This is a genomic window from Paenibacillus sp. NPDC057886 (assembly GCF_042796655.1).
Classification (GTDB): Bacteria; Bacillota; Bacilli; order Paenibacillales; family Paenibacillaceae; genus Paenibacillus.
This window is the reverse complement of sequence record NZ_JBHVMZ010000010.1, coordinates 166,612-178,749: the sequence shown is the minus strand read 5'-3', so window position 1 is coordinate 178,749 and position 12,138 is coordinate 166,612. Positions and strand designations below refer to the sequence as shown.

14 protein-coding genes are annotated in these 12,138 nt (G+C 42.6%); 1 reads left to right on the top strand and 13 read right to left on the bottom strand.

Annotated elements, in window-relative coordinates:
* Positions 1-29 precede the first annotated feature (29 nt).
* From ACFVQB_RS28690 to ACFVQB_RS28660, 7 genes are all read right to left on the bottom strand, one after another.
* Positions 30-893, bottom strand: coding sequence for an aminoglycoside phosphotransferase family protein (locus tag ACFVQB_RS28690; RefSeq protein WP_379447346.1), 864 nt, complete (start codon positions 891-893; stop codon positions 30-32).
* A gap of 57 nt (positions 894-950) precedes the next feature.
* Positions 951-1,433 (bottom strand): DinB family protein, encoded by a 483-nt coding sequence (locus ACFVQB_RS28685; RefSeq protein WP_379447343.1) that lies wholly within the window; start codon positions 1,431-1,433, stop codon positions 951-953.
* 204 nt (positions 1,434-1,637) lie between these two features.
* Entirely contained in the window at positions 1,638-2,189 is a 552-nt protein-coding gene (locus ACFVQB_RS28680) for a GNAT family N-acetyltransferase (RefSeq protein ID WP_379447341.1), read from the bottom strand.
* Between the two features lie 222 nt (positions 2,190-2,411).
* Complete coding sequence (locus ACFVQB_RS28675) at positions 2,412-2,939, bottom strand: cysteine hydrolase family protein (RefSeq protein ID WP_379447339.1); 528 nt, start codon at positions 2,937-2,939, stop codon at positions 2,412-2,414.
* A 510-nt stretch (positions 2,940-3,449) separates the two neighbouring features.
* On the bottom strand, positions 3,450-3,995 hold the full coding sequence (locus tag ACFVQB_RS28670) for a GrpB family protein (protein ID WP_379447337.1): 546 nt from the start codon (positions 3,993-3,995) through the stop codon (positions 3,450-3,452).
* A gap of 39 nt (positions 3,996-4,034) precedes the next feature.
* A complete protein-coding gene (locus ACFVQB_RS28665) occupies positions 4,035-4,907 on the bottom strand; it encodes a GNAT family N-acetyltransferase (protein WP_379447334.1) in 873 nt (290 codons plus the stop codon).
* A 196-nt stretch (positions 4,908-5,103) separates the two neighbouring features.
* Positions 5,104-6,594, bottom strand: a complete 1,491-nt coding sequence (locus ACFVQB_RS28660) for a glycoside hydrolase family 43 protein (RefSeq protein ID WP_379447331.1) — start codon at positions 6,592-6,594, stop codon at positions 5,104-5,106.
* Between the two features lie 179 nt (positions 6,595-6,773).
* Here ACFVQB_RS28660 and ACFVQB_RS28655 point away from each other — a divergent pair, with 179 nt between their 5' ends.
* Positions 6,774-7,676, top strand: a complete 903-nt coding sequence (locus tag ACFVQB_RS28655; RefSeq protein ID WP_379447329.1) for an ArsR/SmtB family transcription factor — start codon at positions 6,774-6,776, stop codon at positions 7,674-7,676.
* Positions 7,677-7,762: 86 nt separating this feature from the next.
* Here ACFVQB_RS28655 and ACFVQB_RS28650 read toward each other — a convergent pair whose 3' ends face one another.
* The 6 genes from ACFVQB_RS28650 to ACFVQB_RS28625 form a co-directional block, all read right to left on the bottom strand.
* Positions 7,763-8,224: a DUF6896 domain-containing protein gene (locus ACFVQB_RS28650; RefSeq protein ID WP_379447326.1), complete on the bottom strand. Its 462-nt coding sequence runs from the start codon at positions 8,222-8,224 to the stop codon at positions 7,763-7,765.
* A gap of 86 nt (positions 8,225-8,310) precedes the next feature.
* Positions 8,311-8,721 carry a DUF6157 family protein gene (locus ACFVQB_RS28645; protein ID WP_379447323.1) on the bottom strand — a complete coding sequence of 137 codons (411 nt, stop codon included), beginning with the start codon at positions 8,719-8,721 and terminating at the stop codon, positions 8,311-8,313.
* Positions 8,722-8,785: 64 nt separating this feature from the next.
* Positions 8,786-9,214, bottom strand: a complete 429-nt coding sequence (locus ACFVQB_RS28640) for a GNAT family N-acetyltransferase (protein ID WP_379447320.1) — start codon at positions 9,212-9,214, stop codon at positions 8,786-8,788.
* Positions 9,215-9,227: 13 nt separating this feature from the next.
* A complete protein-coding gene (locus tag ACFVQB_RS28635; protein ID WP_379447301.1) occupies positions 9,228-9,683 on the bottom strand; it encodes a GNAT family N-acetyltransferase in 456 nt (151 codons plus the stop codon).
* A gap of 165 nt (positions 9,684-9,848) precedes the next feature.
* On the bottom strand, positions 9,849-11,075 hold the full coding sequence (locus tag ACFVQB_RS28630; protein ID WP_379447298.1) for an amidohydrolase: 1,227 nt from the start codon (positions 11,073-11,075) through the stop codon (positions 9,849-9,851).
* A gap of 123 nt (positions 11,076-11,198) precedes the next feature.
* A complete protein-coding gene (locus ACFVQB_RS28625; RefSeq protein WP_379447629.1) occupies positions 11,199-11,789 on the bottom strand; it encodes a DUF1361 domain-containing protein in 591 nt (196 codons plus the stop codon).
* Between the last annotated feature and the right edge of the window lie 349 nt (positions 11,790-12,138).

The window sequence follows — 12,138 nt, the reverse complement described above, 5'->3', positions numbered from 1 at the left end:
TATGCAACGAAGGACCGTTTAGGACAATACTACAGCAGTTCATCATTTAAATATGAATTATTGCCAGTAATCTTTTTAACCCGCTGCATAACACCCGGCCCCATAGGAACATCAGACACTCGCTTTAATAGAATCCAACGCAAACAAGCCATCGCTTCAAAAATCTCTGCATCGTCCGGTGTGTATTCCGTCAGACTCCTGAATAGAGCACTGTACATCGTTCCGTTTCGTTCCCCCGCATAGATTGTCATCAAAAAAATAGACCACGCCATATCGTATCTGGGATCACCGAGCTGCCCATTCGTCCAATCGATAATCGTATATTGGTCGCCTGCCTCCAGAACATTTCCCAGGTTATAATCACCGTGGATCAAATGATCTTGCCTAAATTCAGTCCGTTGAAGAAGGCTCGTCAGGATCTGATACATATCCTCATGCAGTTCAATGGAAGGAAAGAAATATCCAACGAAGTCGTATTGTGATATGAAATTTGCATCCGTGTTATCCGTATCATTTACATCATAACCATGGACTTGAATTAACATATGAGCCAAATGCTCCAGCTTGGTTTTGCTTAACTTGGCTATAGGCTCCCCGTCATAACTCGTTAACAGGACTTGATTAGAATCCACATCCATGCCCCAACCGTACGGTTGGGACACTTGTATTCCCCTCTGGTATAGTTCAGATAAAAGTTCATACTGCTTGCGAATATTGGGTTTGGAGTCCTTGTTCCATATCTTTAACACATAAGAGTGATCAGCGCATTCTATCTTCATAACGTCTGCCTCCAGCCCTGGTGACAGGGGAAGCATCTTGTATGGTTCTCCAAGCAGGCAGCGAATTTCTTCGCTCAACTCCACCCATCGGATACTTTCCAGAGTTAACCCCATTTTGCCCGACCCTCCTTTGTGAATTTAGAATTTGGATCATACTGTCTCCTCTTCACTTTAGTTATCAGGAGCAATAAGTCCTTTACCAATGAAATTGGCAGATACGGGCTTCTTGCCCAGTTCTCTGGACCATACCGATAATTGCCCCATATGGTGAATCTCATGAGCAATCACGTGGCGCATCACTTCTCCCCACGATTCCTTGACTGTGGTACGATCCAAATCAGGATCGATGTAGGGTCTCTTTTCCATGCCAGGATCCCAGGATAGAACAAATGCCTCCACTTCGGGTCGCAGTTTGCGCTCAAACTGTCGCACAGCTTCCAGTGTTTTATAGTCTTCAAAGTTCTCCATACCATCCGGTTTGCCCTGCAATACTTGGAGCCAGCTCCACTCTACATCAATGATATGAAAAAACGTTTGCAATATATTGCCTACTCCGCCTGTTCGAGGCCGAAGCAGCTCTTCAAGCGGTACATCCTTACACCACTGAAACCATTGCTCACGCACGATCCAGTTATAACGAAAGAAAGATTCCATTTAGCCATTCTCCTTTTCTATATAAATTGAACTAAAGATATTTACACTTGCCACTCCGTTGACAGAACAACCTTCCAATCGCTGTTATCCCCAGATTTTTTGGAATTCCTTTTTCAAAGGGGAAAATCCGGGGATAAAGGCGAACGCTCCGCTTCTTCAGGTTATTTCTGTCCTCTACGTTCTCGTGTAAATGTTTAGTTCAATTTATATATCATGCTTTTTAAGTGTTTTGATCAGTTCTATATTGGCAAAAGTCTTATCCGAATGTTCAAGTTCTCCGTAAATTCCGCTAATCTGATCAAATCCCGACTTGGTCCAAAATCGTAATGCAGGCCAATTTTTGAGTGCCACGTTGATTCTGATTTCCTTATAACCAAGCTCGAAAAATAATCGGGTCAACGCATGAATCATTTCTTGTCCATAACCTTGCTTCTGGGTCTCACTATGGATATATAAAAATTCGAGATAAACGGAATCCTCCATGGGGTAGCCATGGTACAGGCTCAGCACACCTATACTTTTGTTTTCCTCACTCGTACGAATGGTCTGAATTCGGTAGTTCTCCAGCCTTCCCCCAGGAGGCAGATTGCCTTCTTCAAAGCACGTTCTCACATAATCCGGCTCATGATCTCGTCCGTCCCATTCCTGCACATAGTTACTCGTATCAACAATGGATTGGATATCGAAAATCTCAGCTTCTTTCAAATCGGAAATGAAAAGTCGATCTGAATTCCATTCCGCTGGAATCTGTTTCATATCATCATCCCCAATCTATTCGTGCCTTCTATCATAACCCATGATATGGTAAAAACAAAAGAGCCGCGTTCGTCGCAGCTCCCTACTCTTTTGGCTTAGTCATTCTCTTCTTTACATAGAGTAGAACATGAATTCCAGCGTATATAAACAGGACATTAAACAGATAAAGAAGGGCATTCACATATACAGTGGAAAGGAACCAGATCGCATCGTCAATTCATCTCATCCATTCATTACATTTTCGGTATCCACCACATTCGCAAACATGCTCAGAACCGAATTGTGATGTTCTATAATCTGATCAGCTTGAAGAATGTTGGAATTCCAGGTGCTGTGAGCATCACGAACCAGGGTTAATGCATAGCCAAGGCTACTTGCTCTGCGACAAGTCGTATCCACGCATATCTCCGTCTGCATGCCAGTCAGAATAAGATCCTTAACTTCGTTTTCTTGCAATTTCAGATTCAGATCTGTTTCGTGAAACGAATCCGGGGTTTGCTTTTCAATAACAAGGTCACCAGTGATCGGCGCAATGGACGGATGAATCGCCCAACCTGCCGTTCCACGCTCAAGGGGACTCCCTGCTCCTTCACTGTGCTGAATGTAGATGACGGAGTGACCTTTTTGCCGAGCCTTGGAAATGACGTGTTGTATTCTCTGAAGCAATAAGTCCCCCTGATATACGGGATCTGATTCATCGAACATGGCTACCTGAACATCGATTACAAGAAGTGCACAGTGGGTTGGCATCTTATATTCCTCCTGAAAAATAATATTAAATCAGCACTTGTTATGACTCCTTCTTCCGTTTTCTCACCTTTAACAAACTTTCCAATCCCAGATCGATCAACACAAATATTATAGCAGCTTAGACGCCAAATAAGGTCAAAATCAATGAATCTTTAAAATTCAAAATTTCTTCTCCAGCGTCCATGAGCAAATAATAGATATACATACCTAAGACTCCAGCACATGCGTAACCCAGTATTCTCAAACTTAGATAAATAACATAATTTGTGAAACGAAATCTGCTCAACAGATAATCCAGCAATAGGGATAACGGTAGCCCGATCAATGTGATCAGGGGAGTCGAATATACAAGATAAACAAGAATATAAAAATCAAAGCTGTAAGATTCATTCATGGATATTATACTTGCAATTAAAGTAAAACTACTGATGGTTAGAACGGTCGTCAGCAGCTTTCTTCCAATGTTCATCTAACCACTCCCATAAGGTTACCCATATACAATGAATGTTCCTATGCGTCAGATTCTCCCGGTTGCCATCCGATTTCTTGGGACCATATATGAGCTTTCTCTAATATGCTCCACACCATCGGTCCTTTGCCTTCCACGTATTTTGGCCGCTGGTCCTTATATAATGCCATAAGCCTGTGCTTCTCTTCAGCATACTTCAATCGATCCTCTGGATGTTCCCTCAAATAATCTCTAAAAAGCAAGTTCATCTGCTCAGAGAAACTCCCTGCTTTTCTTACGTGTACGTGTGTTCTCCTGCATCCGGGTACTTCGCGAAAGTATCGCTTGGTTTTATCGGGATTTTCTTCTCTGAATACGAAGCCGACCGCTTCGATTCCATGCTTGTAGTTAAGCAAACCATCATAATTAGATACGGAAATTTGTATATCTATGATCGGCTTGGCATCCATTCCGACGATAGAAGTTGATCCGACATGGTCAATCCGCACGGCCTTTTCTCCCAACGCCTCTCTTAATTGCATCCCGGTTTCAATGAACATGTGCCTCCAAGCAGCATCATACGTTGCAATTCTCCATTGGTCTTCCATGAAGCCTCCCTTCAATTTCATTAAGTATAGTTTCTATCATCATTTCTCTGCACGATCTCTATAAACCAAGTGAGATGATTCCTCTCCTGAAAGAAAACCTAATTTGGTATATAAATAGTCAGCCTTATTTCCTATAGTAACGAACAAACGAATGGTTGGAGAGAAACCTTCCAGATGAGAAATCGCCTTGTATAACATATATCCTCCCAAACCCTGATTACTAAAGCCCGGCTTAACCGATATATCATACACAAGAGGCATATCCTCCCACATCGAAATCAAACAAAACCCAACGACCTCGTTCGTCTTTTTATCTACTAAAACCGATGATGCATTCAACAGCTCATCCTGACGGTTATGTTCAAAATAATAACTCACGTCATTCCGATATGTATCCAGATTTCCTTCATCCATTCCTCCACGATATGATTCGTTCATGACTTGAACAATGCTTGGCAAATGCACCAATTTGGGTTTAATAGAAATAAAATCAGCATGGAGGTCATGTTCAAGCTTCTCGGTAGGTCTGATCATACACTTTCTAGTGTCTAACACTTCGAAACCAGCCGACTTCAACACATTAATATGTTCAGCCAGAACATTGTAAGCTTCTACCTTTGACTGATCCCCTGAATTTGGAATGGCATAATTCTTTAAGAAATTAACCATATCTACAGTCAACGTAGACGGAGGAATCATGAAGAAAGATCCAAGTTCACTGCTTGTCAAAGAAATCGCGCCCACTCGTTTATTGTCTCGATAGATCCAATAACAATTACTTGCGTCTAGCATCATTTCTTGAAGAGATGCCCAGCTGGGTCTAAACCAGATATTCTTTCTATACGTCGCAAAGTACTTGGCATAGCTAGTTTGATTCGCCGCGACTAACGAATATGCAGTATTATCATTCATTGCCTTCTCCCTCTCATTACAACTTAAACATCCTCGGTGGTTTATCCGAATATGGTGTACTATGTATTCGATTCTCAGCATACAACTCATTATTTTATTTCATATAATACATAAACACGTGCTACTACACTTTTGTTTGAGAAATCACAAGAATTGACAAAAAAAAGAAGGAACCAAAGTCCCTCCTCTTACCTTTTCAAATATAATCACACTTAAATTTAGAAAACTCAGCCACAGAACCTTCTCCACTCGCGTACAAACCAATAAGTACCCCTGTAAATCCTCCAGCAACTTCCGAGGAAAGATATCTCGTCTGTGCTGTACCTAAAAGGATTTCCTTGCCATCTGCATGAATAAGGAAGCTGTAGCGCTCATGACTTGACCGTATAACCAATGTGGCATGATGCTCATTTCCCAGTTCCACTTCATTTTCGATTGATTTGATATCCCCAATATTCAGACGCTCAATCACCTTATACCCGCTCTGCTCTTTGCGAATTGCCAGGTCATAATGATGCTGTTCATCCATGTAGATGGTGATTCCTGCCTCTCCATTCGTAAGACTTACATCAACAGAGATGGTCGAGTCAAAGTCTTTTTGGCGTAGGCCAATGAATGTCGGGGATGCCGGAACATCCAGTGTCACTTCGGTTCCTTTCAACTTTATTTTGCCTTGCTCTAACAAGTAGTTTTCTGTATTGGGATGACGAAGATAACACCAGTCCAGATTCCAATCCGTGTTCTCAAATGTATAGCTTTTTTTCTCTTGTTGAATGACTGTGTCAGAGATACGATCAGTGTCAAAACTCATAAGTGTAGTACCTTTATGCCCTGCCGTAAACCAGCCATCCTCATCGAAGGTAACTGGCGTAAGAAATACTTCTCGGCCAAGATGATGATAGGTGAGCCACTGTCCAATCTGACGGAATCCCAAATGGAAAATCCACCAATTGCCTTCCTGGTCTTGAACCAGGTCGCCATGACCAACCCCCTGCAGTTCATAACCGCCCAAGTTACGATTGGTCAGAACAGGATTCTTGGCATAGGGTTCGAAAGGACCTGAAGGTGAATCTCCCCGGGCATACGTGACCATATGACCGTATTCGGTTCCACCTTCCGATGCCATGAGGTAATAGTATCCATTCATTTTATACAAATGCGGGCTTTCCAGATAACGGCCGCCTGAACCTTGCCATATTGAACGGCTCGGGGTCTTTTTGTCCCCCGTTTCAATGTCAATTTCACACTGGATGATTCCACCAATGCCTTCATCGTCGGTCCCATTGCTCATAAAGAAGGCCTTACCGTCCTCAAAATACAAATCCGGGTCGATTCCTCCTTGATTCACAATAATCGGTTCTGACCACTCTCCGTGTATATCGTCAGTCCATATATAGAAATTCTGACGCGTAGTATCGTTGGTCGTGGTCATATAGAATCGCCCGTTATTGTATCGTATTGTAGGGGCAAAGACGCCACCTGAGCTGCTCACCGTCTCCAGTTGAACCTGGCTTTTTCGGGTTAAACAATGACCGATTTGCGTCCAATTCACCAAATCTTTGCTCTCAAAAATCGGGACACCCGGAAAATACTGAAATGAACTGCACACCAGATAATAAATGTCATCCACCTTGCAAATGCTTGGATCTGGATAGAACCCTTTTATGACCGGATTATTGAATTTCATTTGAGCCACCTCTTTTTCTATAATTCACATATTTAAGAATCCAACTTCATAAGAGCAGATAAAAAAATTAAACACTATCGCAATCATACTTTCAATGCATTAGAGTTGAAGAGTCCAGTTAAATTCATTAAATTAATATATATATGATTTCAATAGACCTGGTTAGGAGATTGTTAAGGATGATCAAAGCGAACGGAGATCCAAAATTTATACCGTTATACGAAGCACTGGCAAGCGAGGTTAGATGGAGAATCATGGATTTGATTGCAGATAGTGAAATGAATGTTAAGGATATTGCGGCTGCGTTAGAACTTAGCCCCTCCATCGTCACGATGCACATACGTAAGCTTGAGCAAGCCGGACTGATCGATAGCCGCAGGATACGCCTGAATGGAGGCACGCACAAATTGTGTTTCCTCAAACAAAATAACATCGAGATTGAGCTGCCATCCGCCAATCAGACAGCAAGGATTAGAGAACAGACGATTTCAGTGGGTCACTATACTGCATTTGAAGTCCATCCTACCTGCGGTCTTGGAACGCATGAGAAGGAAATCGGAGTTTGGGACGACCCACGCTACTTTCTTGATCCTGAGCGGGTGCACGCTGCCATCCTCTGGTTTGGAAGGGGGTATGTCGAATATAAAACGCCTAACTATATGCTTCCCGATCAAACTGCTAACGCCATTGAAATCTCAGTGGAGATGGCTTCTGAGGCCCCGGGTTTACGAGATCATTGGCCATCAGATATCCGATTTACGTTTAACGGTATTTCGCTTGGAACCTGGACAAGCCCCGCTGACTTCGGACGAGCTGCTCGTGGCAAATATACGCCGACATGGTGGCATCGCAATGTAAATCAATATGGATTATTGAAGACAATTCGTGTTGATGACTCGGGTACGTATATGGATGGAGAGCGGATGTCGGACGTGACGATCGAGGATCTCAAACTGGAGGAACCATTCTGGACACTTCGTTTCACAGTTGACGAGGAGGGATCTAATGTCGGGGGATTGACACTCTATGGTTCTGGGTTCGGTAATCATGATCAGGATATTGTCATACGCGTACAACGTTAATCTTTCTTTATGTAGTACAGAATAATCCCGTTCATCTCTTCGAAATATATACCCCATTTGAATGAACGGGATACTTCTTAACACAGTTAAAGTAGCTTTCTATATTCAACCCCATGAACATGAATAAGCATGTTCTGGGCTGCCAACCTTTCGAAAAAATCCAACATATCCCCAAAGGGATTTTCAAAATACGCAATCAGGTGTTCAAAATGTGCAGTAGATTTCAAAAAGTTATAAAAAAAATAAGGGTCCATATTTCCCACATCATCTTTACTGCCGAGAGAAACCTCCAACGTTTGCCCTGTTTCCGCATTCTCGAACATGCAATGCTCTCCATGAACATCGAAATGCCAATTTCCACTCAGATGCTCTTCACCGTTCAAGACTTCCTCATTGGAAAGCAGGTAGTACGCTCCATCGATAATCTCTTCCTTTTCAGCCTGGCTGGTTTCCGAGATCAATTTATCGATCAGTTCTAGTGCAATTCTTTTGTACGTATCCATCGCTTCCAAAAATGTATCTGTTGTTTCTTTGGTTAACGCGTGCATCTCTTGCCTCCTGCCTGTAACGGTTGTCTTGAAATCCCTTCAATATAGCCCTATGACTGCTAAGCATTGGTTGTTAAATTATAACGCTATTGACGGCTTGAACGCATCGCCTTTACATGTTTTAAACTGCTATCATTTAGGAAGTCTTTATATTCTTTGGATTCAACAGCGTAGATCGCCACTTTTCCTTGTGAATTATGATGAATGCCCCAACCGTAACGTTTACCCAACGAAGAAGTACGAAGACAGGGTTGTCCCTTGGAGAAAAACTTGGTTCTCTCTATGGATCTTTGTTCATCGGGAATATCATTGCGCTGCGCAAATACTTCAAACATAACATCCTCTTGCGTATATTGATAAGGGTGGTTTGTTATCATTTCATACTGTATAACGGGAACGGTTTTGGCGCCATTTTTGGTTTTGGGGATCTCTGCCACTTTAACAGGACAATCTTCTGCTACTGCAATAAAGGTTTCATAATAGTTCATGTCTTTCATCTATATATCCTCCATCAATTCAGTAAAATATGGATACGAATATACAATCAACCTTGAACTCGTTTTATAAATATTTCTTAAAAGCCTTGCTGGATTCCCCGTCGTATTTTAATTTCGTGTAGAAGCCATGTGCCTCTTTCCTGGATGAACCGCTGGTGAGAAACACCTTTACACAATTTTTCTGTATGCATACATTCTCTATATACTTCATAAGTTCAGATCCATATCCCTTACTCTGTACATGCTTCGTAATGATAACCCGCTCAACCACGCCAAACGGTCTATTTTCCACCAAGGCATCCAGACAAATATGTAAATGCGCCGTCCCGATAACCTGATCACCAACTTCGTAAACAAATAAGAAACTGTTGGGATTGTTCCTTACTTCTTCAATCCGCTCTGCCAGTACCTTCGTATTCAGGTTGTTCGGCAATAATTCTTTGTACAACCTTTCAATACATTCGACATCCCTTGCTTCGGCCTCTCTGATCATCAGGTTCCACTCCTCAACTTAAATAGTAACTTAATATGATGTCACCATTATCCTCGAATTCACCTGTCTCCTCAAATCCGGATTTCTTATATAAAGCGTTTGCCACCATGTTGTGCGGTACATGAGATACCCTGATTTGCTTGCAATCGGTTCTCTCTTTTAACTTATGAATCACTTCTTTGATTGCCAGTTTGGCGTATCCTTTCCCCTGGTATTTCTCATCAATCATGAATCGAAGTATCCAATAATAACCGTCATTATATATCTCATTATCAAATAAAATAAAACCTACCATGCGGTCCTCTGCAAAAATTCCATATGGCTTTGACGTGATCTCCTTCGTCGAATGAATTAAGGAATCTGCATTGCTCGCTACCAAATTTAGTTGGTCTTCACGCGGTTTCAGCTGGATACACTCTAATTCGTTTTCTGGGGTTATAAGTTGTAGATTCACTTGCTCTGCTGACACATCAATCTCTCCTTGCGCTCAAATGATGACTACGTCCATCATAACCCAAAAAGTGGTATATGCGAACAGTTCCTTCCTCTTTTCTCACCTGCATTAAAGACTCTTACCTTAAAGATCTAGAACAAAAAACCACGGTTTCCCGTGGTCCATCCATTCCAGTATACTCTATTCTACCGACCCACTTACCAGTCTTCCTTCAAACCATACCCCTTGTCGCGCAGACCTTCTGGCAACCGCCTCTGCCGAGCAGCTGGCTTCTACCAGTACAAAACTAGCTGTGTCCCCTATCTTCGGCCATACCTGTTGTCCCTCTGAATCCAGTGGGGTGATACCACTTGTGACAAATGCAAGCGATTGAGACAAGGACAGTTCATCGTTATACCCGTACAGTTCGGCGAATCGGCCCGCTTTCTCCAGTTGATCTCCATTGCCAAACGGAGACCAGTGATCTGTCAAACTGTCTGTCGCCATTTTCACATTCACCCCATGTTTATGAAGCATCGGAAGTGGCATCATCATTTTACCGATAGGCACGGTCGAAGCAATGCTCATACCAAGGGAGGCCATTCGCTTGGCCATATCTTCCGCTTCTTGCTGCTCCGCACGGGCGAACCAGAACGCGTGACTTACAGTAACTTTACCCTGAAGTCCTGCTTCTTCGGTCAGATCAGCCAATTGCAGCAGCGTTTGTTTACCCGGTTCTCCAGAATCATGCAAATGAATATCGATACCTGCCTGATACTGAACAGCCAGTTCAACCATTGCGTTAAGCGATTTCTCGATATGTTCGTCCACGGTGTGAGGATCAAGTCCACCTACATGAGTGGCCCCTTCCGCCATGGCTTGACGCATGAGTTCAACCGAATTAGAGCGGAGAAGTCCATGCTGCGGGAAAGCGACGATTTCAGAGGATATTTTGCCCGAAAAGGTCTCCAATGCCTGCTTTGTCGCTTCCAGCCGTTTCAACCCGCTGACCGGTTCAATATTGCAATGACTGCGCACATGGGTAGACCCATACCCCTGAATCAGGCTCAGAATGCTCTCCGCCTGACGCTTCGCATCGGGTAATAGCTTGGGCAGCAATACTTTCTCTTCTTCGATACGTTCGAAAATGCTGGAGATGCGTCGCACCGCTTTCCATGGTGCATCATAATACGTTTTATCCAAATGAATGTGGGCTTCCTCGAACGAAGGCAGCAGCAGCAGTCTTTTACCATCAACCTGTGGCAACTCGCTTGTCAATGCCGTATCCCCATCCACAATAGCTGCAATGACTCCATCTTCAATCCGCAGATGACCAAGGCTCGTCCGGGTGCCCGTTACCTGCCCGTCTTCCATTAAATAACTTTGCTCCAATGATACGTTGGTTAACCAATATTCCTGCTTCAACATGGTCATTCCCTCTTTCCACTCGGTCTATCTTGCAACGAGTACCGATTCATCTGTGGTCAATGGTACCATAGGACTTCATTCAGCAAAAATAGTTAAAACGTTGGTGTTCCATACGATTATCGTCTAGATATTATTGGACTTCCCCATTAGTATACGAAGTGTAATATATCCAAAAACTTGAATCACAAATACCATAGCCACGAATTCAACCAGAATGCTGTTGCCTGCACTTAAATCAGTCATGATATCCTTCAAAATTAGGCCAGGCTGCTTCAGGACATCCCAACTATTCCATCGATTAAATCGCCCGATGTATACCCCTAGACTGCTCAGGAGTAAAATAACGCCTACAACCACCATGCTGCTAAATTGCCTTAATCGTTTTTTTAACAATCCGTGGATTTGATGAATCGAGCAAATGGAGAGAACTAAACCCAGTATAGCTACGACAAACGTTAGGGTGAGACTATACCAAAAATCAATATTAAACCAGAATTTAGGTTCCCCTTGAGAATCAAAGTATCTGAATGCATGCAGGATTTCTGTGAAAAGATATGCCGAATTCGGTAGAAAGAACAACCATCCTGCACACATCACCCCGACCAATGCGATACTCATTTTTGTAAGTTTCATATTGCATACATAACTAATCATTGATGAAATGATGAATGGAACCCATGCTAAGAAAATGTCCCATGTTAAAAATTGATACATGTTCGTGTTTGTTTTGGTACGCAAGTAGATAGCAACAAGTAGACAACCTATGGTAGCAACGATTAATAAACTACTCATTTTTAAATAAATTGTATTTTTATTATGGTTCATTTCTTCGCTTCAATTTCCCTCTCCTTGGTGGTATGCCTGAGCAGTCCCTGGTCCACTGATCATCGATTTCATAAAACGAACTGTGACTAAACCATCCTAGTAATCCACGTTCATCATAACCCAAAATGTGGTATATGCGAACATCTTATGATCGTTTGAACAAGTGACAGTGACATCTCTCAGACAATCGTTATTAGATTAACGAATCGACCACACCCTATTTAGCGAAATTCCACGG

Bases quoted from the DNA above. Each gene is read 5' to 3' on its own strand.
- ACFVQB_RS28690 (WP_379447346.1), bottom strand. From the start codon at position 893: ATGGGGTTAACTCTGGAAAGTATCCGATGGGTGGAGTTGAGCGAAGAA.
- ACFVQB_RS28685 (WP_379447343.1), bottom strand. From the start codon at position 1,433: ATGGAATCTTTCTTTCGTTATAACTGGATCGTGCGTGAGCAATGGTTT.
- ACFVQB_RS28680 (WP_379447341.1), bottom strand. From the start codon at position 2,189: ATGAAACAGATTCCAGCGGAATGGAATTCAGATCGACTTTTCATTTCC.
- ACFVQB_RS28675 (WP_379447339.1), bottom strand. From the start codon at position 2,939: ATGCCAACCCACTGTGCACTTCTTGTAATCGATGTTCAGGTAGCCATG.
- ACFVQB_RS28670 (WP_379447337.1), bottom strand. From the start codon at position 3,995: ATGGAAGACCAATGGAGAATTGCAACGTATGATGCTGCTTGGAGGCAC.
- ACFVQB_RS28665 (WP_379447334.1), bottom strand. From the start codon at position 4,907: ATGAATGATAATACTGCATATTCGTTAGTCGCGGCGAATCAAACTAGC.
- ACFVQB_RS28660 (WP_379447331.1), bottom strand. From the start codon at position 6,594: ATGAAATTCAATAATCCGGTCATAAAAGGGTTCTATCCAGATCCAAGC.
- ACFVQB_RS28655 (WP_379447329.1), top strand. From the start codon at position 6,774: ATGATCAAAGCGAACGGAGATCCAAAATTTATACCGTTATACGAAGCA.
- ACFVQB_RS28650 (WP_379447326.1), bottom strand. From the start codon at position 8,224: ATGCACGCGTTAACCAAAGAAACAACAGATACATTTTTGGAAGCGATG.
- ACFVQB_RS28645 (WP_379447323.1), bottom strand. From the start codon at position 8,721: ATGAAAGACATGAACTATTATGAAACCTTTATTGCAGTAGCAGAAGAT.
- ACFVQB_RS28640 (WP_379447320.1), bottom strand. From the start codon at position 9,214: ATGATCAGAGAGGCCGAAGCAAGGGATGTCGAATGTATTGAAAGGTTG.
- ACFVQB_RS28630 (WP_379447298.1), bottom strand. From the start codon at position 11,075: ATGTTGAAGCAGGAATATTGGTTAACCAACGTATCATTGGAGCAAAGT.
- ACFVQB_RS28625 (WP_379447629.1), bottom strand. From the start codon at position 11,789: ATGTATCAATTTTTAACATGGGACATTTTCTTAGCATGGGTTCCATTC.